The organism is Streptomyces sp. KL109B (genome assembly GCF_030766935.1).
Classification (GTDB): domain Bacteria; phylum Actinomycetota; class Actinomycetes; order Streptomycetales; family Streptomycetaceae; genus Streptomyces.
In genome coordinates, this window is record NZ_JASERL010000001.1 from 72428 (window position 1) to 91733 (window position 19306).

The 19306-nt window shown below is 71.4% G+C and carries 20 protein-coding genes; 12 read left to right on the top strand and 8 right to left on the bottom strand.

The features are described from left to right. Positions 1–66: 66 nt before the first annotated feature. Both RBJ65_RS00355 and RBJ65_RS00360 read right to left on the bottom strand, forming a co-directional pair. Positions 67–1152, bottom strand: a complete 1086-nt coding sequence (locus tag RBJ65_RS00355; RefSeq protein WP_306321465.1) for a C40 family peptidase — start codon at positions 1150–1152, stop codon at positions 67–69. Between the two features lie 223 nt (positions 1153–1375). Beyond that, a complete protein-coding gene (locus RBJ65_RS00360; RefSeq protein ID WP_306321464.1) occupies positions 1376–2173 on the bottom strand; it encodes a class I SAM-dependent methyltransferase in 798 nt (265 codons plus the stop codon). 169 nt (positions 2174–2342) lie between these two features. Here RBJ65_RS00360 and mshA point away from each other — a divergent pair, with 169 nt between their 5' ends. Further along, positions 2343–3686: a D-inositol-3-phosphate glycosyltransferase gene (gene mshA, locus RBJ65_RS00365; RefSeq protein ID WP_306321463.1), complete on the top strand. Its 1344-nt coding sequence runs from the start codon at positions 2343–2345 to the stop codon at positions 3684–3686. Further along, entirely contained in the window at positions 3679–4179 is a 501-nt protein-coding gene (locus RBJ65_RS00370) for a YbjN domain-containing protein (protein WP_306321462.1), read from the top strand. Before mshA ends, RBJ65_RS00370 begins: the two co-directional genes overlap by 8 nt. Before the next feature lie 36 nt (positions 4180–4215). Here the strand turns inward: RBJ65_RS00370 and RBJ65_RS00375 are convergent, their stop codons facing one another. From RBJ65_RS00375 to RBJ65_RS00385, 3 genes are all read right to left on the bottom strand, one after another. Next, positions 4216–4407: a hypothetical protein gene (locus RBJ65_RS00375; RefSeq protein ID WP_306321535.1), complete on the bottom strand. Its 192-nt coding sequence runs from the start codon at positions 4405–4407 to the stop codon at positions 4216–4218. Between the two features lie 68 nt (positions 4408–4475). After that, the gene (locus tag RBJ65_RS00380) at positions 4476–4754 is read right to left on the bottom strand and encodes a hypothetical protein (RefSeq protein ID WP_306321461.1); all 279 of its coding nucleotides are present in this window, start codon (positions 4752–4754) and stop codon (positions 4476–4478) included. A 30-nt stretch (positions 4755–4784) separates the two neighbouring features. Further along, positions 4785–6065 carry an MFS transporter gene (locus RBJ65_RS00385; RefSeq protein ID WP_306321460.1) on the bottom strand — a complete coding sequence of 427 codons (1281 nt, stop codon included), beginning with the start codon at positions 6063–6065 and terminating at the stop codon, positions 4785–4787. A 135-nt stretch (positions 6066–6200) separates the two neighbouring features. Here RBJ65_RS00385 and RBJ65_RS00390 point away from each other — a divergent pair, with 135 nt between their 5' ends. Together RBJ65_RS00390 and RBJ65_RS00395 are read left to right on the top strand one after the other, a co-directional pair. Continuing rightward, positions 6201–6962, top strand: a complete 762-nt coding sequence (locus RBJ65_RS00390; protein WP_306321459.1) for a phosphoglyceromutase — start codon at positions 6201–6203, stop codon at positions 6960–6962. A 616-nt stretch (positions 6963–7578) separates the two neighbouring features. Next, positions 7579–8073 carry a hypothetical protein gene (locus RBJ65_RS00395; protein ID WP_306321458.1) on the top strand — a complete coding sequence of 165 codons (495 nt, stop codon included), beginning with the start codon at positions 7579–7581 and terminating at the stop codon, positions 8071–8073. A 42-nt stretch (positions 8074–8115) separates the two neighbouring features. Here the strand turns inward: RBJ65_RS00395 and RBJ65_RS00400 are convergent, their stop codons facing one another. Together RBJ65_RS00400 and phoU are read right to left on the bottom strand one after the other, a co-directional pair. After that, a complete protein-coding gene (locus RBJ65_RS00400) occupies positions 8116–8601 on the bottom strand; it encodes an HAD domain-containing protein (protein ID WP_306321457.1) in 486 nt (161 codons plus the stop codon). 432 nt (positions 8602–9033) lie between these two features. Further along, positions 9034–9720, bottom strand: coding sequence for a phosphate signaling complex protein PhoU (gene phoU, locus RBJ65_RS00405; protein WP_306321456.1), 687 nt, complete (start codon positions 9718–9720; stop codon positions 9034–9036). A 205-nt stretch (positions 9721–9925) separates the two neighbouring features. Here phoU and RBJ65_RS00410 point away from each other — a divergent pair, with 205 nt between their 5' ends. Together RBJ65_RS00410 and RBJ65_RS00415 are read left to right on the top strand one after the other, a co-directional pair. Next, positions 9926–11218 (top strand): cell wall metabolism sensor histidine kinase WalK, encoded by a 1293-nt coding sequence (locus tag RBJ65_RS00410; protein WP_306321455.1) that lies wholly within the window; start codon positions 9926–9928, stop codon positions 11216–11218. Then, positions 11215–11895: a response regulator transcription factor gene (locus tag RBJ65_RS00415; protein WP_306321454.1), complete on the top strand. Its 681-nt coding sequence runs from the start codon at positions 11215–11217 to the stop codon at positions 11893–11895. Before RBJ65_RS00410 ends, RBJ65_RS00415 begins: the two co-directional genes overlap by 4 nt. Positions 11896–12015: 120 nt before the next feature. On the opposite strand, the gene RBJ65_RS00420 is transcribed toward RBJ65_RS00415, so the two are convergent. After that, entirely contained in the window at positions 12016–12657 is a 642-nt protein-coding gene (locus tag RBJ65_RS00420; protein WP_306321453.1) for a DUF461 domain-containing protein, read from the bottom strand. A gap of 622 nt (positions 12658–13279) precedes the next feature. On the opposite strand from RBJ65_RS00420, the gene RBJ65_RS00425 reads away from it, so the two are divergent. From RBJ65_RS00425 to RBJ65_RS00450, 6 genes are all read left to right on the top strand, one after another. Then, positions 13280–13762, top strand: coding sequence for a CarD family transcriptional regulator (locus RBJ65_RS00425; protein ID WP_266712542.1), 483 nt, complete (start codon positions 13280–13282; stop codon positions 13760–13762). Between the two features lie 286 nt (positions 13763–14048). Next, positions 14049–14798 (top strand): 2-C-methyl-D-erythritol 4-phosphate cytidylyltransferase, encoded by a 750-nt coding sequence (gene ispD, locus RBJ65_RS00430; RefSeq protein ID WP_306321452.1) that lies wholly within the window; start codon positions 14049–14051, stop codon positions 14796–14798. Then, positions 14788–15300, top strand: a complete 513-nt coding sequence (ispF, locus tag RBJ65_RS00435) for a 2-C-methyl-D-erythritol 2,4-cyclodiphosphate synthase (protein ID WP_306321451.1) — start codon at positions 14788–14790, stop codon at positions 15298–15300. Before ispD ends, ispF begins: the two co-directional genes overlap by 11 nt. Before the next feature lie 223 nt (positions 15301–15523). Next, a complete protein-coding gene (locus tag RBJ65_RS00440) occupies positions 15524–16087 on the top strand; it encodes a GNAT family N-acetyltransferase (protein WP_306321450.1) in 564 nt (187 codons plus the stop codon). Next, positions 16087–17550 carry an ABC transporter substrate-binding protein gene (locus RBJ65_RS00445; protein WP_306321449.1) on the top strand — a complete coding sequence of 488 codons (1464 nt, stop codon included), beginning with the start codon at positions 16087–16089 and terminating at the stop codon, positions 17548–17550. The genes RBJ65_RS00440 and RBJ65_RS00445 overlap by 1 nt, the downstream gene beginning before the upstream one ends. Beyond that, entirely contained in the window at positions 17550–19268 is a 1719-nt protein-coding gene (locus tag RBJ65_RS00450; RefSeq protein ID WP_306321448.1) for an ABC transporter permease subunit, read from the top strand. The genes RBJ65_RS00445 and RBJ65_RS00450 overlap by 1 nt, the downstream gene beginning before the upstream one ends. The last annotated feature ends 38 nt before the right edge of the window (positions 19269–19306 follow it).

Here is a 19306-nt window from a genome sequence, read left to right on the forward strand (position 1 = left end):
ACGCCGGAACCGCGGGGCTCCACGTGCGCTACGTCACGTGGGACAGCTCACCCTTCCGGGTGCATATCAGGCATCCGGGCGGACCACTCCGAGCATCGCCATGGAACCGGCGCCCGCGACCGTCACATTCCGCCCGGGACGGGGCGCGTGGATGATCGCGCCCTTGCCTATGTACATCCCGACATGGCTGGCGTCGTCGTGGTAAATGATCAGGTCGCCCGGCCGCATGTCCTTGATGTCGACGTGCTTGAGCTGCTTCCACTGCTCCTGCGACGTGCGCGGGATCGGCTTGCCCGCCGCCGCCCACGCCTGCGAGGTGAGCCCCGAGCAGTCGAAGGACTTCGGGCCCTCGGCGCCCCACACGTACGGCTTGCCCAGCTGCTTCTCGGCGTACCGCAGGGCCTCCTTGCCGCTCTTCGACGCCTTGCCGCTGATCTCCTTCAGGACGCCGGAGGAGAGCCATTCGGTCTGCGCCTTCTGCTCGGCCGCCTCCTCCAGTTCCCGCAGCCGCTCGCGCTCCTTCTTGGCGAGCTTGTCCTCGATCTTCTTCGCGGCCTTGATCTGCTTCTCGATCCGCTTCTTCGCGGCGGCCTTCTTCTCGCGGCCCTCGTCCAGCTGCTGCCACTTGGCCGAGGCCACGTTCGCGTACTTCTCCAGCGCGTCCTGGGTGTTGGTGAGGCGCGCCAGCAGATTCCGGGTGGCCTGCTGCCCCTGGTACGCACGGCCCGCGTCGTCGAGGAAGCGCGACGGGTCGCCGGAGAGCATGAACTGGGCCTCGCGCGGGATCCCGCCGGTGCGGTACTGCTCGCGGGCCGCCGCGCCCGCCCGGGTCTTGAGGCGGTCGAGGTCCTGCTGGCCCGCGGCGATCTTCCGGGCCAGCTTCACGATCTGCTCGGACTGGTCGGCGGCCTTCTCCTCCGCCGCGTTGTACTCGTCCGTGGCGACCGCGGCCTGGTGGTACAGCTTGTCGAGCTTCTTGCGGATCGACTCGAGGTCCTTGACCTTCGCGGAACTTGAAGGCGAGTCGGAAGGGGACTTCGACGGTGCTGGGGAAGGGCCCGGCTCCGCGTACGCCACACCCGCCGGCGCCAGTACGGCCACGGCGCACACCAGCGCGAGGCCCGCCATCGTCGTCGTGTTCCGCTTGCCCATCTGCTCCGCCCCCACAGCCGAAACAAACCTGATGTACCGTCAGAAAGTCGCGTACGTTCGGGGGATGGTGCCACGTATGCCCCAAAAGCAACAGCCCCGCACGGCACTCCCCGCACGGCACTCCCCGCACGGCACTCCCCGTACGGCACTCCCCGTACGGCACTCCCCGCACGCTCTGACGAATGAGCCGCCGCATTCGTTCCCCCGCGCCCCCGCCGCCGCACTACGCCCGGCGCGGCGCCAACGCCTCCCACGCCACGGTCACTTCGCCCTGCCGCCAGCGCGCGGGCCGGTCCACCACCGGCCAGTCCGCCGCGAGGTCCCGCACCGCCCTGATCCACCGCTGCCGCGCGCCGTACGAGGCGTAGGGCGCGGCCGTCGCCCACGCCCGGTCGAAGTCGCGCAGGAAGGCGTGCACCGGCTCACCCGGGACATTGCGGTGGATCAGCGCCTTCGGGAGGCGTTCGGCCAGGTCGGAGGGGGTGTGCAGGGAGCCGAGCCGGGTCGCGAAGGTGACGGTGCGCGGGCCTTCGGGGCCGAGCGCCACCCATACGTGCCGGCGCCCGATCTCGTCGCAGGTGCCCTCCACGAGCAGCCCGCCCGGCGCGAGCCGCCCGCACAGCCGCTCCCAGACCGCCGCCACCCGCTCCTCGTCGTACTGGCGCAGCACGTTCGCGGCGCGGATCAGGAGCGGCGCGCTGCTCAGGGGCAGTTCGAAGCCGCCGTGCCTGAAGGTGAGCCCCTCCCGCTCGTACGGCTTCGCGGCCGCGACCCGCGCCGGATCGATCTCGATGCCGACCACGCGCGCGTGCGGCGCCGCCCCGCGCAGCCGGGCCAGCAGCTCCACCGCGGTCCAGGGCGCCGCCCCGTAGCCGAGGTCGACCGCCACGGGGTCGTCGGCGCGGCGCAGCGCGGCGCCGTGGACGGCCGCGATCCAGCGGTCCATGCGGCGCAGCCGGTTCGGGTTGGTGGTGCCTCGCGTCACGGTTCCCACGGGGCGGGAGGTCTGGCGCGGGCTCATGACCAAGAGGGTATGCGCTGCGCCGCCGGTGGCTTTGGTTGAGATCCGTACGGTAATGATTCGGCAAAGTGGAAATGGAGCGGTCCACTCCGGCGTTGCCCCCTTGGAAGAGGGCCTGTGCCCTCAGGTCGTCGTGCCCGCAGTACGCCCACCAAGGAGGGCCCGCCACGTGAGCCAGTACGTGACCAGGTTCCGCCGCTCCGGGGCGCCTGGGACCCTGCTGCGGTTCCCCGGTGCGCATCGCCGCCCGCGCCGCATCGCGATGCTCAGCGTGCACACCTCGCCCCTCCACCAGCCCGGCACGGGCGACGCGGGCGGCATGAACGTCTACATCGTCGAGCTGGCCAAGCGGCTCGCGGCGATCAACGTAGAGGTCGAGATCTTCACCCGCGCCACCGCGGGCGGACTGCCGCCCGAGGTCGAGCTCGCGCCCGGCGTCCTCGTACGGCACGTGGACGCGGGTCCCTACGAAGGCCTCGCCAAGGAGGACCTGCCCGCCCAGCTCTGCGCCTTCACGCACGGCGTCATGCAGGCGTGGGCCGGCCACCGCCCCGGCTATTACGACCTCGTGCACTCGCACTACTGGCTGTCCGGGCAGGTCGGCTGGCTCGCGGCGGAGCGCTGGGGCGTGCCCCTCGTGCACGCGATGCACACCATGGCCAAGGTCAAGAACGCGGCGCTCGCCGCGGGCGACACCCCGGAGCCGGCCGCCCGCGTCATCGGCGAGACCCAGATCGTGCGCGCCGCCGACCGCCTCATCGCGAACACATCGGAAGAGGCCGACGAGCTGGTCAGGCACTACGAGGCCGACCCGGGCAGCGTCGCCGTGGTGCACCCCGGCGTGAACCTGGACCGCTTCCGCCCGGCCGACGGCCGCGCCGCCGCCCGCGCCCGCCTCGGCCTGCCCCAGGACGCGCTGATCCCGCTCTTCGCGGGCCGCATCCAGCCGCTCAAGGCCCCCGACATCCTCCTCAAGGCGGTGGCGGTCCTCCTCGACGAGCGCCCGGAGCTCCGCTCCCGCATGGTCGTCCCGGTGGTCGGCGGCCCCAGCGGCAGCGGCCTCGCCAAGCCGGCCGCGCTCCAGAAGCTCGCCGCGAAGCTCGGCGTCGCCGACGTGGTCCGCTTCCACCCGCCGGTCGGCCAGGAGCAGCTCGCGGACTGGTTCCGCGCGGCGTCCGTCCTCGTCATGCCCTCCTACAACGAGTCCTTCGGCCTGGTCGCCATAGAGGCCCAGGCGGCAGGCACCCCGGTCCTCGCCGCCTCGGTCGGCGGCCTCCCCGTAGCCGTACGGAACGAGAAGACCGGCTTCCTGGTCGACGGCCACGAACCGGCCCGCTACGCGCGCGTGCTCCGCGAATTCGCCGACCATCCCCACCTTGTGGACACGATGGGCGACGCCGCCGCCCGCCACGCCCTCTCCTTCGGCTGGGACACGGCGGCCTCCGCCACGGCGGACGTCTACACGGCGGCGATGCAGGCGCACCGCCGCCAAGTACCCTCGCACCATGGCTGACCAGCACAAGGCACACGACGTCATCGAGTCCACGCTGAAGGACGCCGAACTGGAGTGGGAGAGCCCGGAACCGGGCTCGTACGTCGTCAAGCTTCCAGGCACCCGCAAGCTCTCGACGACGCTCTCGCTGCGCGCCGGACGCCACAGCCTCTCCCTCAACGCCTTCGTGATCCGCCACCCGGACGAGAACGAGGCCGGGGTGCACCGCTGGCTCCTGGAGCGCAACCTCCGTCTGTACGGGGTGAGTTACGCGGTCGACCAGCTCGGCGACATCTACCTCACCGGCAAGCTCCCGCTCGCCGCCGTCACCCCCGACGAACTCGACCGCCTCCTCGGCTCGGTCCTGGAGGCGGCCGACGGCTCCTTCAACACCCTCCTCGAACTCGGCTTCGCGAGCTCGATCCGCCGTGAGTACGAGTGGCGGGTGTCGCGCGGCGAATCGACGCGCAACCTGGACGCGTTCACGCATCTGACCCAGCGCCCTGCCAAGTAGCGCTCCCCCTGCGGTGGTTGACCCCTACGGCAGGCCCTAGTTGAGCGCCACCATCCGCACCACGGTCACCGTGAGCACCGACCCGGAGACGTAGTAGAGGACTATCGCCCCGCCGACCGTCGCCTCCCGCCGGTCGCGTTCGCCGCACACCGTCGTGGAACCGTGCCCGTACGGGTCGTGGGCCAGGGTGCGGGACATCTCCGCGCGGAAGGTGTCCGGGTTGGACATCTTGGCGAGGGTGTCGTCGGCGGGCGGGGCGTAGGCGATGCGGCAGGCGCCGCGCCTGCGTCTGCGGCTCACGCCGTCCCCCGCCTCTCCGCCTCGTCGCGGGCGAGCCGGGCGAGGATCGCGTCGGCCTCGGGGTCCGGCACGGCCTCCAGCATCCAGTGCCGCATCACGGCGTGGATCTCACCGACCCCCGCCGCGTTGATGGCCTTGTCGAACTCGTGGCGGCGCCCCGGATCGAGCGCGGCGCGAATCGCCGGAATGCTGTTGGGGACGTCGACCTCGACGCCGCCCACCAGCGTTCTGGGCAGTTCGTCAGTGCTGGAGGAGATCCTTGGGGGTTCGGCCATGTACGGTCACGTACCCGCCGAACTGCCCGGTCAAGCCGGGCTGTTCTCGGCCGCTACGGGGGCCGGGGCGGATGCCTTCGTGGCCGTGGCAGGGGCCGGGGCCGGGGCGTTCGGCAGCCCGCGCATCAGCGCCCAGTACCCGGCCGCCGTCACGGTGCCGACCGCCGCGCACCCCGCCCACAGCCACCCGGCGCCCGCCGAGTCGATCACCCAGCCGCCCACGAGCGGCGCGACGAGGGCCGCCGCCGACCACGACATGGTGTAGACGCCCTGGTAGCGGCCGCGCCCCTCGGCGGGCGAGAGCCGCGCCACGAGCCCCGACTGCGTAGGGGCGTTGACCATCTCGCCGAGCGTCCAGACGACGACGGTCAGCGCGTACGCGGCGAGCGATCCGGCCAGCGCGGTGAGCGCGAAGCCGTACCCGATGAGCAGCGACGAGACGGTCAAAAGGCGTCCAGGGTCCCGCCGTTCGATGAACCGCGTCAGCGGAATCTGCAACGCGACGATGACGACACCGTTGACGGCCGCGACCAGCCCCACGTCCGAACTGCTCAGCCCGTTCTCGCCCATGACGATCGGCAGCCCGACCGAACTCTGCGTGAACACGACGGCGACGAGGAACGAAAGCCCCACCATGAGCATGAACCGCCCGTCCCGCAGCACGGTCCCCATGGTGACGACGGGACTCGAAGGCGCCCCGGACACCGCCGTCTTGACCGGCCGCGACTCCTTCACCTTCACGAAGACGACGCAGGCGCAGGCGAGCGTCATCGCGGCCTCGACGAGGAAGCCGAGCGTATAACTCTGCGCCACGAGAAAGCCCGCGTACACGGACGAGACCGCGAACCCCAGGTTGATCGCCCAGTAGTTGAGCGAGAACGCCCGCACCCGGTCCTCGGGCCGCACGATGTCCGCCATCATCGCCTGGATCGCGGGCCGCGAGGCGTTGGAGGCGAGCCCGAGCGCGAAGCCGGTGACGGCGATGGCGACCGGATCGCGTACGAAGGCGAGCGCGGCGACCGTCGCCGAGGTCGCGAGCTGCGCGCCGAGCAGCGTCGGCCGCCGCCCGAGCCGGTCGGCGAGCACCCCGCCCAGCACCGACGCGATGACGCCGCCGAGCCCGATCAGCGAGGCGACGAGCCCGGCGTACGCGGCCGAGAAGCCACGCGAGGCGGTCAGGTACAGCGCGAGGAACGTAAGAACGAAATTTCCCAGCCGGTTGACGAGGGTGCTGGTCCACAGCCACCAGAATTCGCGCGGCAGCCCGGAGACGGACTCCGCGGCGGCACGTCTGAGCGAGGCGACTGACATGGGTGCATCCCCCGAGGCCGGTGTAAGCAGTGATGATGGTTTACGTAACTTACGCACCGGGTAGAAACACCCGCCACTCAATTGACGGCCACCGTCAATCGGCACGCGCCGAACCGGTCGATTAGGCTCGGGCCCATGGCCGACGCACCGTACAAGCTGATCCTCCTCCGCCACGGCGAGAGCGAGTGGAACGCCAAGAACCTGTTCACCGGCTGGGTGGACGTGAACCTGAACGAGAAGGGCGAGAAGGAGGCGGTCCGCGGCGGTGAGCTGCTCAAGGACGCCGGCCTGCTCCCCGACGTGGTCCACACCTCGCTCCAGAAGCGCGCGATCCGCACGGCGCAGCTCGCGCTGGAGTCCGCGGACCGCCACTGGATCCCGGTCCACCGTAGCTGGCGCCTGAACGAGCGCCACTACGGCGCCCTCCAGGGCAAGGACAAGGCGCAGACCCTCGCCGAGTTCGGCGAGGAGCAGTTCATGCTGTGGCGCCGCTCGTACGACACCCCGCCGCCGGAGCTGGACCGCGACGCCGAGTTCTCCCAGTTCTCCGACCCGCGCTACGCGACGCTCCCGCCGGAGCTGCGTCCGCGCACGGAGTGCCTCAAGGACGTCGTCGTCCGCATGCTCCCGTACTGGTTCGACGGCATCGTCCCGGACCTCCTCACGGGTCGCACGGTCCTGGTCGCGGCCCACGGCAACAGCCTCCGCGCCCTGGTCAAGCACCTCGACGGCATCTCCGACGCCGACATCGCGGGCCTGAACATCCCCACCGGCATCCCGCTCTCCTACGAGCTCGACGCCGACTTCAAGCCGCTGAACCCGGGCGGCACGTACCTGGACCCGGACGCGGCCGCGGCGGCGATCGAGGCGGTCAAGAACCAGGGCAAGAAGAAGTAACAGCCCACGAAGAAGCCCCCTGCCTGCGGTTCTGCCGCTTGGCAGGGGGCTTCTCGCTGTGCTGGGGCCGTGGCTGGGCCGTCAGGGGACGGGCACCTGGCCTCAGAAGTTGCTCAAGGCTTTCCGCTGCGAGTAATGCGGGACCGGATGATCTGTCACGGTCATTCCACGGCGCAAGGGGCAGCACGTCCGCGACCCCGCGCCAACAAAGGGGGGGCGCATGTTCTCAGTGATGGGACCGGGCCAGATCATTTCCATGCTCGTCACGGTTGCCGTCGTCGTCGGTCTGGGCGTGATCGCATATCGACGGTTCGGTGCACGGAAGTAGCGGGAGACCTCGGTCATGCGCTCAGATTGCTCTGTCGGCGAGCGCTCCGCATGAGCGTTCCTACGCAATCAGCAACGGTGCGCGTGCACGCGCGAGGCCGTCCCTGGGCCGTCCGAGGTCGCTCAACACCGGCCGACAACGACCAATGACGATCAGTCGGGCGGCGGCGACCAGGCCCCGGAGCCGCAGCAGTGCAGGGTTGCCAAGCCCCCCCGCTGAGACCCTGGTTGTGCGGGTGCGAGGCGGGCAGAATCACCGGTGTCGTGACGGCCGGTGTGGGGGAGTCGTATGCGTGCGGACACGGTCATCGCGGTCGCGGCGACGGTGACGGCGCTCGGTTCGCTCTGGGTCTCCCATGCGCAGAGCAGGGCGACCCGTCTGCACAACCGGCAGTCGGTCCGGCCCATCCTGCAGATACGCCGCATCCACGAGGACGGCAGGGTCGGGCTCCAGATGATCAACGCCGGGCTCGGCCCCGCCATCGTCACGGACACCGTGGTCAGGCTGAACGGTGAGGTCGTGGGCCGGTGGAACCGCGACGTCAAGAGCCGGATCTTCGAGGACTCGGCCTGGCCCATGACGTATTCGCTGGGGCAGGGGACCGTGGTCCTCAACGGGCAGCAGACTTTCCTCGTCCGGTACGACTCCGACGCCCCGGACCGGCTCGAACGTGTCTGGGACCTCGTCAGCCGTCGTCTCACGATCGACGTTCAATACGAGTCCGTGTACGGCGGCGAGCGGTTCACCGCCTCGTCGCTGCCCCGGGGCGATCAGCCCCGGTAGCGGATGACGAGTGCCGCGTGCGGCTGAGTGTCGAGGGGGGGCTCAGGGCGCCGTGACCCGGAGCCACTGAGACAGCGCGGCGAAGTCGGCGTCGGTGAGGCCCCGGGCGGGGGCGACGCGGTGCAGGAGGGACGGGGCCGGGTGCTGGGCCTCGACCCACTGGTGGTCGATCGGGGCGATCTCGTCGTCGACCCAGATGAAGCGGCGGGCGCCCGCCCGTTCCACGATGGGGCGGGTCTTCCAGTGCAGGCCGCGCGGGCCGTCCGCGGGGAGGCCGGCGGGCCACTCCAGGACCGGGAGGCGGGGCAGGCCGAGGAGCGGGGCGATCGCCTCGTTCGCCTCCTCGCCCCACGTCGTCGCCCACACCAGCTCGCAGCCCAGCGCCAACAGCCGTGCGCCCACGGTCCGGTCGAGGCGGGCGAGCAGCGGGTTGCCGTCCGGGGGTACGGGGGTGGGGGCGTCGCCGCCGAACGGGAGCAGGGGGCCGTCCACGTCGAGGAAGAGGAGCGGGGGATGGCGATCGGTCATCGCGCCCGCCCCGCGATCTCCCGGGTGGGGCCGGACACCGTCACATGGGACATGGCGGCAGCCTACGCGGCAACTGCCGCGCGCGCGTGCGCCGTTGATGCGCCCGCCCCGATGGGCATGCAATGGGGGAAGGGCTCCACCGCGGAGCCCCGTCGAGGAGGGAAAACCATGGCCGCCGACTCCCCGAAGCCGACCCAGAGCCAAGAAGCGCCCGTCGAAGTGAGCCAGCCGGTACCGAAGTTGGTGCTGCTCGGAGCCTGCGGTTGCGGCTCGGGCTGCGGCTGCGGCTGCCAGTCGGGCGCGCCGTGCAAGTGCGGCGGCTCCTGCTGACCACAGGGACCGTACGCAGTACGTAGGCGGGCCCCGCGCAAGCATCGTCTGCGCGGGGCCCTCCTCGTACGGCCCTCCTCGTACGGCCGGATCCTTCTGCCGTCAGGAGCCCTCGACGGCCGCCTGGGGCTGGCCCTGCTGCACCTCGTCCGCGTGCTCGCCCGTCACCAGGTACACGACCCGCTTCGCCACCGACACCGCGTGGTCCGCGAAGCGCTCGTAGTAGCGGCCGAGCAGCGTCACGTCCACCGCCGTCTCGATGCCGTGCTTCCACTTCTCGTCCATCAGGTGCTGGAAGAGCGTGCGGTGCAGCAGGTCCATCTCGTCGTCGTCCTGCTCCAGCTGCATCGCCAGGTCGACGTCCTTGGTGATGATGACCTCGGCCGCCTTCGCCATCAGGCGCTGCGCGAGCTGGCCCATCTCCAGGATGGTGGCGTGCAGGTCGTGCGGGACGGCCCGCTCCGGGAAGCGGAGCCGGGCCAGCTTGGCCACGTGCTGGGCGAGGTCGCCGCTGCGCTCCAGGTCGGCCGACATCCGCAGCGACGTGACGACGATCCGCAGATCCGTCGCCACCGGCTGCTGGCGCGCGAGCAGGGCTATGGCCCGCGCCTCCAGGTCGTGCTGGAGGTCGTCCACCTTCTGGTCGGCGGCGATCACCGACTCCGCGAGCTTCAGGTCGGCGTCGAGCATGGCCGTGGTGGCGCGCCCGATCGCCGACCCGACAAGGCGGGCCATCTCGACCAGGCCCTCGCCGATCGAGTCAAGTTCCTCGTGGTACGCGTCACGCATACGGCGTTCCCTCTCTGACCTGTCTGTACCTGGCTACGTGTGGAACCCGGTTGGCCCCACGCTCCCACGTTCCGGCCCGTACGCGTCCGGATCCGGCACCACAAGTGAATCGACCCCGTACCCAAGGTGAACTCTGGGCGACGAGTGTTCGAGCGGCCACTCGGATGGCTGTGGAGGAGTGGCTCGTCCCGCATAACCTGAAGACATGGACGTGAACGCGGCGGTCGCCGCAGCGGCAGCGATCGCCGGAGTGTGCACCGGCGTCATCGCCATGCTGGCGTTCCGCTGGAGCGAACGCGACCAGAAGCGCCCCACCCGCACCTCCCTGCACACGGACCCGGTCCTGCCGCCCGGCGTCGACACCGTGCTCTCCGTGCTCCGCTCCTCCGCCGTCGTCCTCGACGAGGCGGACAGCGTGGTCAAGGCCAGCTCGGCGGCGTACGCCCTCGGTCTCGTACGCGGCGGGAAGCTCGCGGTCGAGCCGATGCTGCAGATGGCCCGCGATACGCGCCGCGACGGGGAGATACGCCAGGTCGAGCTGGATCTGCCGCGGCGGGGGACGGGGCGCGGCGACGCGCTCGCGGTCTCCGCGCGCGTCGCCCCGCTCGGCTCCCGGCTCGTGCTGCTGCTCGTCGAGGACCTCACCGAGGCCCGGCGCATCGAGGCCGTACGCCGCGACTTCGTCGCGAACGTGAGCCACGAGCTGAAGACGCCGGTCGGCGCGCTGTCGCTGCTCTCGGAGGCGGTCATGGACGCAGCCGACGACCCCGAGGCCGTCGAGCGGTTCGCCGGTCGCATGCAGAACGAGGCGACCCGCCTCACCAGCCTCGTACAGGAGCTCATCGACCTGTCGCGCGTGCAGAACGACGATCCGCTGGAGGACGCGGAGCCGGTGCGGGTCGACGAGCTCGTCGCCGAGGCCATCGACCGTTGCCGCCAGCCCGCCGCGAGCAAGCAGATAACCATGGCCGCCGGAGGCACCGCCGACCTGCGTGTATGGGGAAACCGGGGGCAGCTCGCCGCCGCCCTCGGCAACCTCGTCGAGAACGCCGTCAACTACTCGCCGGCCCGTACGAGGGTGGGGATCGCCGCCCGCCGCGTCTCGGCGGGCGGCGGCGACCGCATCGAGATAGCCGTGACCGACCAGGGCATCGGCATCTCCGAGAAGGACCGGGAGCGCGTCTTCGAGCGCTTCTACCGCGTCGACCCGGCCCGCTCCCGCGCCACCGGCGGCACGGGCCTCGGACTCGCCATCGTCAAGCACGTGGCGGCCTCGCACGGCGGCGAGGTGACCGTGTGGAGCTCGGAGGGACAGGGCTCCACCTTCACACTCCGGCTGCCGGAGGCGGCCGCGACCCGCTCCTCCTCCAACTCCAAGAACTCCCGAACCAGTGGCCCCGGAGACGTACGCGACGAAGACGACGCACACGGGCCCGACACCACAACCGCATACGAATCCATTCCTGCCACTCCTGCCGCCCCGGAGGTCCTTCCGTGACCCGAGTGCTCGTCGTAGAGGACGAGGAGTCGTTCTCCGACGCCCTGTCCTACATGCTCCGCAAGGAGGGTTTCGAGGTCGCCATCGCGGCCACCGGGCCCGACGGCCTCGACGAGTTCGAGCGCAACGGCGCCGACCTCGTCCTGCTCGACCTGATGCTGCCGGGCCTGCCCGGCACCGAGGTCTGCCGCCAGCTGCGAGGCCGTTCCAACGTCCCCGTCATCATGGTGACCGCCAAGGACAGCGAGATCGACAAGGTCGTCGGCCTGGAAATAGGAGCCGATGACTACGTCACCAAGCCGTTCTCCTCGCGGGAGCTGGTCGCCCGCATCCGCGCCGTGCTGCGCCGCCACGGAGAGCCGGAGGAGGTCGCGCCGCAGGCCCTGGAGGCCGGGCCCGTCCGCATGGACGTCGACCGTCACGTGGTGACGGTGGGCGGCGGCAAGGTCGACCTCCCGCTCAAGGAGTTCGACCTCCTGGAAATGCTGCTGCGCAACGCGGGCCGCGTGCTGACCCGTATGCAGCTCATCGACCGCGTCTGGGGCGCGGACTACGTGGGCGACACGAAGACCCTCGACGTCCACGTGAAGCGCCTCCGCGCCAAGATCGAGCCGGATCCCGGGGCGCCGAGATACCTGGTCACGGTGCGGGGCCTGGGCTACAAGTTCGAGCCGTAGACCGGCGAACACGGCGGAGGGGCGGAACCCGATGGGTTCCGCCCCTCCGCCGTTCACGACTCGGGGCGCTGCCCCGGACCCCGCTGCTCAAGCGCCGCAGGGGCTGGATCGTCGGTGACGTCAGTGGCCCGCGGGGCTCTCCGACTCGGAGGCCGAGGTCGAAGTCGAGGGCGAGGCCTTGTCGCCCGGCTTCGCGGGCGTGGACGCCGACGTCGACGGGGACGCGGAGGCGCCCGGCACGGCCGGAATCTCGCTCGGGCCCCACTTCTGGAAGTAGCTGTCGGCCGGCACCACGAACGCCTTCAGCTTCACGTCTCCGGCCTTGCTGAAGGAGAAGGTGATCGGCTGCGCGTTGCCGTCGAGGACGGCGGTGCGGCTGTTGGGCAGCTCGGCGGTGGCGTTGCCCTTGCCGCCGAGGATGACGGAGCCACCGGCCGGGACGGTGATCTTCGAGCCGCCCTTGGCGCCGGAGAGCTTCGCGGTCTTGCCGACGCGGTCGACGGTGATCGCGTCGAGCGTCTGGGCAGTGCGCCCGTTGTTGAAGATCGTGCCGGTGACGACGGCCGGGCCCTTGGACTCGCGGTCCGGCTGCGTGATGACGGTGGCGTTCTGGATCTTGATGTCGCCGACGGAGGTCGCGGCGTTGTCCGGCTTGACCTCAAGCGTCTGCGCGTTGTTGCCGGCGCCGCACGCGGCGAGCGAGGCGATCGAGAACGCGATGGCGGCGGCGGCGAGGGCGCCGCGTCGAAGGCTGCTGCTCACGGCGGCGGCAACTCCTTGAACGTGGACGGGCAAGGACGGCCCGTGTGTAAAGCCGTCCTAAGGGTCTGTCAGCGGCCTTAGATTACCGAGCCGTTCCCGCGCCGCCGCACCCGACCCGCCCCTCGCGTCCGGACCCCGTCCCTTACGGCCACCCCATACGCTCCGATCACCCCACGTTCCCCACCGTCACCATTGGTTCCCCGAAGTCTCTGGTTCACCATTCACATAAGGCCTGTCCAGGCATCGGGGCGGATATCCGGTAAGGAATGCGCGAGGGTCCGGAAAAACGATCACCTAGGGCCGCGATTGGCGAAGATCAATTCTGGAATCGGCTCGAACGTGTCTCCGGATCCCTGAACGGAGTAGCGAAAGTTCATCGCTTCGAAGCACGCAAACCGGGACTTTCAGCCCCTGGAGGGCCCGCCGGAGCGGCGGTAGCGTACCCGTTTCGGCTTCCTCGAAGAACGGCTCCGACCTGCGAATACCGCCCTCCACTACCCCTTCGCAGCACGTTCCCGATGGAGTTGTCAAGCCCCGAGATATGCCCTGACCTGCGAAAACGCCATTCAGAACCCGCAGTTTCCGTGTTAGACTGGATAGCCACGGAAGGGGTACCTGTCACATGACGTTCAAGGTTGGCGACACCGTGGTCTATCCCCATCACGGGGCCGCGCTGATCGAGGCTATCGAAACTCGCCAGATCAAAGGCGTGGACAAGACCTACTTGGTGCTGAAGGTCGCCCAGGGCGACTTGACGGTACGTGTGCCAGCGGACAATGCGGAGTTCGTCGGCGTGCGTGATGTGGTCGGTCAGGACGGGCTCGACCGGGTCTTCGAGGTGCTGCGCGCGTCGTACGCCGAGGAGCCCACGAACTGGTCGCGCCGTTACAAGGCAAATCTGGAGAAGCTCGCCTCCGGCGATGTCATCAAGGTCGCGGAAGTGGTCCGTGACCTGTGGCGTCGGGAGCGCGAGCGCGGACTGTCCGCGGGTGAGAAGCGCATGCTCGCCAAGGCTCGCCAGATCCTGGTGAGCGAGCTCGCTCTCGCGGAGAACACGAACGAGGACAAGGCCGAGGCCCTGCTCGACGAGGTTCTCGCGTCCTGATTGCGCGTCGCTGTCACGTCATGCACGGAGTGCTGGTGCATGGGGCGACCGCCGTCGCGTAAAGATCAATGCCGTGGTGCCCGCTGACCCTGATGGTGTCGCCGGGCGCTGCGGCATGTTCGTACCCGTATACCCACCGGCACGCCCCCGATGCCCGTACTTGGCGTGCCGGGCCCGGGCAGCTGGCTCGACCAGGACTGTCACGGAAGGGCCCTGTCAAGGCGTCGCGCCCGGCACGTTGTGGCCATACCCACCACCCCCGAGCGCACAAACCTGAACGGAACCGATGTCTGACGAAACGCGTCCCGTAGGCAGCGCAGTACGCACCGCGGCCGTGATTCCGGCCGCCGGACGGGGCGTACGCCTCGGTCCGGGCGCCCCCAAGGCGCTGCGCGCGCTGAACGGCACTCCGATGCTGATCCATGCCGTACGAGCGATGGCGGCGTCCCGCGCCGTGTCCCTCGTCGTGGTCGTCGCGCCGCCGGACGGCGCGGCCGAGGTGAAGTCGCTGCTCGCCGATCACGCGCTGCCGGAGCGGACCGACTTCGTCGTGGTGCCCGGTGGGGAGAGCCGGCAGGAGTCGGTGCGGCTCGGGCTCGGGGTGCTGCCGGCCGATATCGACATCGTGCTGGTGCACGACGCGGCGCGGCCGCTCGTTCCGGTCGACACGGTCGACGCGGTGATCGAGGCCGTACGGGACGGGGCTCCGGCCGTCGTCCCGGCGCTGCCGCTCTCGGACACGGTCAAGGAGGTCGTGCCGACGACGGACGGTTCGCCGGAGCCGGTGATCGCGACGCCGTCGCGGGCGAAGCTGCGGGCCGTGCAGACGCCGCAGGGGTTCGACCGGGAGACGCTGGTGCGGGCGCACGAGACGGTCACCGAGGATGTGACGGACGACGCCAGCATGGTCGAGCAGCTGGGGCACCAGGTGGTGCTTGTGCCGGGGCACGAGGAGGCGTTCAAGGTGACGCGGCCGCTGGACCTGGTGCTGGCGGAGGCGGTTCTGGCGCGCAGGAGGGCGAACGATGGGTTCTGAAGTCTCTGGGGTCGCGGGCCTCGTGCTGCCGCAGGTCGGGATCGGCACCGACATCCACGCCTTCGAGGACGGGCGTGAGCTGTGGTGTGCCGGGTTGAAGTGGGAGGACGCCGGGCCGGGTCTTGCCGGGCACTCCGACGCGGACGTGGTCGCGCACGCCGCGTGCAACGCGCTGTTCTCGGCCGCCGGGCTCGGTGATCTCGGGCAGCACTTCGGGACCGGGCGGCCCGAGTGGTCGGGGGCGAGCGGGACGACGCTGCTGGCGGAGGCGGGGCGCATTGTGCGCGCGGCCGGGTTCGTGATCGGGAACGTGGCGGTGCAGGTCGTCGGGGACCGGCCGAAGGTCGGCAAGCGGCGGGACGAGGCGCAGAAGGTGCTGTCCGACGCCGTCGGGGCGCCGGTCGCCGTGTCCGGCGCGACCACGGACGGGCTCGGGTTTCCCGGGCGGGGCGAGGGGCTGATGGCGGTGGCGACGGCGCTGGTGGTGCGCGCCGGCAGGTGACCGGGGGCGGGGTGGGCGCCGCGGTTCTTGTTGCGCGGCACCGGGGGCCGCCTTGCCCACCCTGCCGCCCAAGGCGGCAGATTGCCCAAGGCGGTGGCGGCCCTCGCTTTGCCCAGGGCGGTGGCGGTTCCTCGCTTTGCCCAAGGCGGTGGTGGGCCCTCGCTGTTGCGAATCTGTTGCAGGTAGGGTGGGTGGGCAAGATGGTGCGGCGTTGAGGTAGGCGATGGGTGAATATGTGGTCCGCGTGGCCGGGGACGGCGACGTGGCCGAGGCCCGCGCCGTCATGCTGGACACCGTGTACCGCGACCTGCGCTCCGGATACGTGCCGCGCTGGCACGCCGACATCATCGACCCGGCCGCCCACTATCTGCGCCCCGAGCGCTGCACGCTGCTCGTCGCCGAGCACCGGGAAAGTGGTCAGATCGTCGCGACCGGCGCCGTGCGCGACCGCGGGCCCGCCGCGCCGCCCAATCCCCAGTGGGTCGCCGACCGGTTCCCCTCCGGTACCACCGCTCAGCTGTGCCGGATCTACGTACGCCCCGAGCACCGCAGGAACGGGCTCGCGCGGGCTCTCGTGCGGGAGCTCGTCGACTTCGTGGCAGGGGTCGGCGGGTACGAGGCCGTCTATCTGCACACCGATCCCGCCGTGCCCGGCGCCGAGCCCTTCTGGCGGTCGATCGCCCAAGAGGTGTGCGACGAGCGGGAGTTGGCGCAGGGTGGCCAGGGGATCGTGCACTTCGAGTTGCCGATGCCCGTACCCGTACCCGTAGAGGTATCCGTCCGCTGATGCGGCGGCGTGGGTTTCTGCTGGCGGTGGCCGGGGTCGGGCTGACGTCCGCCTGCGGTTCGTTCACCGGGACCGCGCGGCGCGGGCGGATCGCCGTCGACCTCGCCTTTGCGCCCACCCAGGGACTGTCCCCGTACAGCGACGACGGGCTGCTGCTCAGTCGGCTCGCCGTCGTCGACGGGCTCACGCGCATGGACTCCGACGGTGTCATCCATCCCGCGCTCGCCGAGAAGTGGACCCGGACGTCCGACCGGACCTGGGAGTTCACGCTGCGCGAGGCCCGGTTCCAGGACGGCAGGACGGTCACCGCGAAGGCCGTCGAGGGGGCGCTGCGGCGGGCGGCGCGGGCGAAGGTGGTGCCGCGGGTGCTGAGCGACGTACGGATGAATGTCGAGGCCGTGGGGGAGCGGGGCGTGCGGATCGCGACCAGCGGCGTCGACCCGCTGCTGCCCGCCCGGCTCGCGAATCCGTCGCTCGCGGTCTTCTCCCCGGCCGCGTACGGGAAGGGGGACCGCGTCGACCCCGTCGGGACCGCCACCGGGCCCTTCGCGCTGACCGAGGTGAACGGGGCCGTGTCCGCGACGCTCGACCGGTTCGACGGGCACTGGCGCGGGAAGGCGGCGGCGCGCGGGCTCGACGTGACGTTCGTCGCCGACAACAACGCCCGCGCCAACGCGCTGCGTTCGGGCCAGATCGAGATCGCCGAGTTCGTGCCCGCCGCGCAGGCGCTGGTGCTCGGCGAGAGGGCGCGGAAGGTCGCCACCGTGCGGACGACGACGCTGTATCTGAATACGCGGAGCGGGCCGCTCGCGGATGCCGGGCTGCGGGCCGCCGTGCGCGAGTCCGTCGATACGTCGGCGCTCGCGCGCAGCGTGTACGAGGGGTACGCGACGCGAGCCACCGGACTGCTCGGACCCGGTTTCGCCTGGGCCGACGGAAAGCAGCTGCCCGTCACCGGGCGGGCGGAGGCGGCGCGGCCGCACGGGCGGGCGCTCACCCTCGCCACGTACACGAACCGGGCCGAGCTGCCCGAGGTCGCCGCCGCGCTCCAGCAGCAGTTGCGGCGGGCGGGGTTCGCGGTGCGGCTCGTCGTGAAGGACTACGCGCGGCTCGAATCGGGGGCGCTGGACGGGGAGTACGACGCGTTCCTGATGTCCCGGTCCACCGCGCTCGACACCGGGGACCCGGTCTCGTACCTCGCCTCCGACTTCACCGGGGGCGGGAGTTTCAACATCTCGCAGTTGAGCGACGAGCGGGTGGATGGTGTGGTGCGGGAGGCCGCCGGGCTCGAAGGCGCGGCGCGGCATCGGGCCGTGCTGCGTGCCGAGGCCGCGATCCTCGGGACGGACGCGGCCGTGCCGATCGTCCACGAGCAGCACTTGCAGGGGGTCGGGGCCGGGGTGAGCGGGGTCGTCCTCGATCCCTATGAGCGGCAGTTCGTCGGCTTGGAGACGCGCGCCTGATGAACTCCGTTCGGAACAGGTCGGCCGTGGTCGCGGGGCGCGTCGGCGCCGCCGTCGGGCTGCTCGTACTCACCGCGCTGCTGCCGTGGCTGACCCGCACCGACCCCGCGCTCACCGTGCTGCACGCGCGCTACGGCGACGCGCCCACGACGCCGAAGCAGCTCGCCGAGGTGCGCGACCAACTCGGATTGGACCAGGGGCCGTTCGCGTTTCTCGGGCAGTGGCTGAGCGGGGTCGTGCACGGAGATCTCGGTACGTCGTGGGTGACGGGGGCCGATGTCGCGTCCGACGTGGGCGCGTCCTTCTGGGTGTCCGTGTCCCTCATGGCGTACGCGATGGTGGTCGCCGTCGTCCTCGCCGTGGCGCTGTGCGTGCCCTCGCTGCGGCGGGCGGCGCCCGAGCCGGTGCACGGGGCGGGGGCCGGGGTGCTCGCGGCGCTTCCGGAGTTCCTGCTGGCGTCGGTCCTTGCCACGGTGTTCGCGGTGCGGCTCGGGTGGTTCCCGGCGCAGGGGTGGGCGTCGCCCGCGTCCGCCGTGCTACCCGCGCTCGCGCTCGGGATTCCGGCGGGGGCGGTGCTCGGGCGGCTCGGGCAGGACGCGTTGCCCGCCGCGTTCGCCGAACCGTGGGTGCGGACCTGGCGGGCGAACGGCATGCCGCGCTCGCGGATCGCCCGGCACGCGGCGCGGCGGGCGCTGCCGGCGGTGCTGCCGCAGGCGGGTCTTACCGTGGTCGGGCTGACGGGCGCGGCGGCGGCTGTGGAGGCGGTCTTCGCGATTCCGGGGCTCGGCGGGACGGCGGTCGCGGCGGCGCTTGACCTGGATCTGCCGCTGCTTCAGGGGTGCCTGCTGGTGCTGTTGGCGCTCGGTGTGGTGGCGGCCGTGGGTGTCGGGTTCGTACGGCGATGGTTGCTCGGGCCCGCGCTCGCGGCGGGGGCGCTGCCGGGGCTCGCGCGGGTACGCGGGGGTGGGCGCGGGCGGCTGTACGTCGCGGGGGCGCTGGCCGCGGGGCTCGCGGTGGTCGTCGTGTGGGGGCTGACGCGGGATCCGTTGCAGGTGGATCTGGCGGCGCGGCTCGCGGGGCCGTCGGGGGCGCATCCCTTCGGGACGGACGCGCTCGGGCGTGATGTGCTCGCGCGGCTCGGGCACGGGGCGCTGCGGACGCTGGTCGTGGCGGCGGTCGTGTGTGCGGTGTGTTTTGTGGTGGGGGTCGGGCTCGGGCTGATGCGGTGGACCGCCGGGCTCACCGAGGTCGCCAACGCGATGCCGGCGATCCTGGCGGGGCTGCTGGTCAGTGGGTTGTTCGGGGCGGGGGTCGTGGGGGCGGCGGTGGCCGTCGCGGCGGTCGGGTGGGCGCCGCTGGCCGCGCATACGGCGGCCGTGGCGGAAGTGGAGCGGGGGGCCGGGTATGTGGAGGCGGCGTATGTGGCGGGGGCCGGGAGGTGGCATGTGCTGCGGCGACATGTGTTGAGTGCGGTGGTTCCCACGGTGGGGCGGCATGCGGTGTTGCGGTTGGCGCCGACGACGCTCGCGCTGGCGTCCCTCGGGTTCTTGGGCCTTGGGACGCAGCCGCCGGAGCCGGAGTGGGGGCGGTTGCTGATGGAGAATCTTCCGTATGCGGAGCGGGCGCCGTGGGCGGTGTTGGCGCTGGCGGTGGGCCTGGCCGGCGTGGGGGCGATCGTGGTGCTGGCCTCCGGGGCGAGTATTGGGCGGCGACGGTGAACGGTCGCGGGGCTCCGCCCCGGACCCCGCTGCTCAAA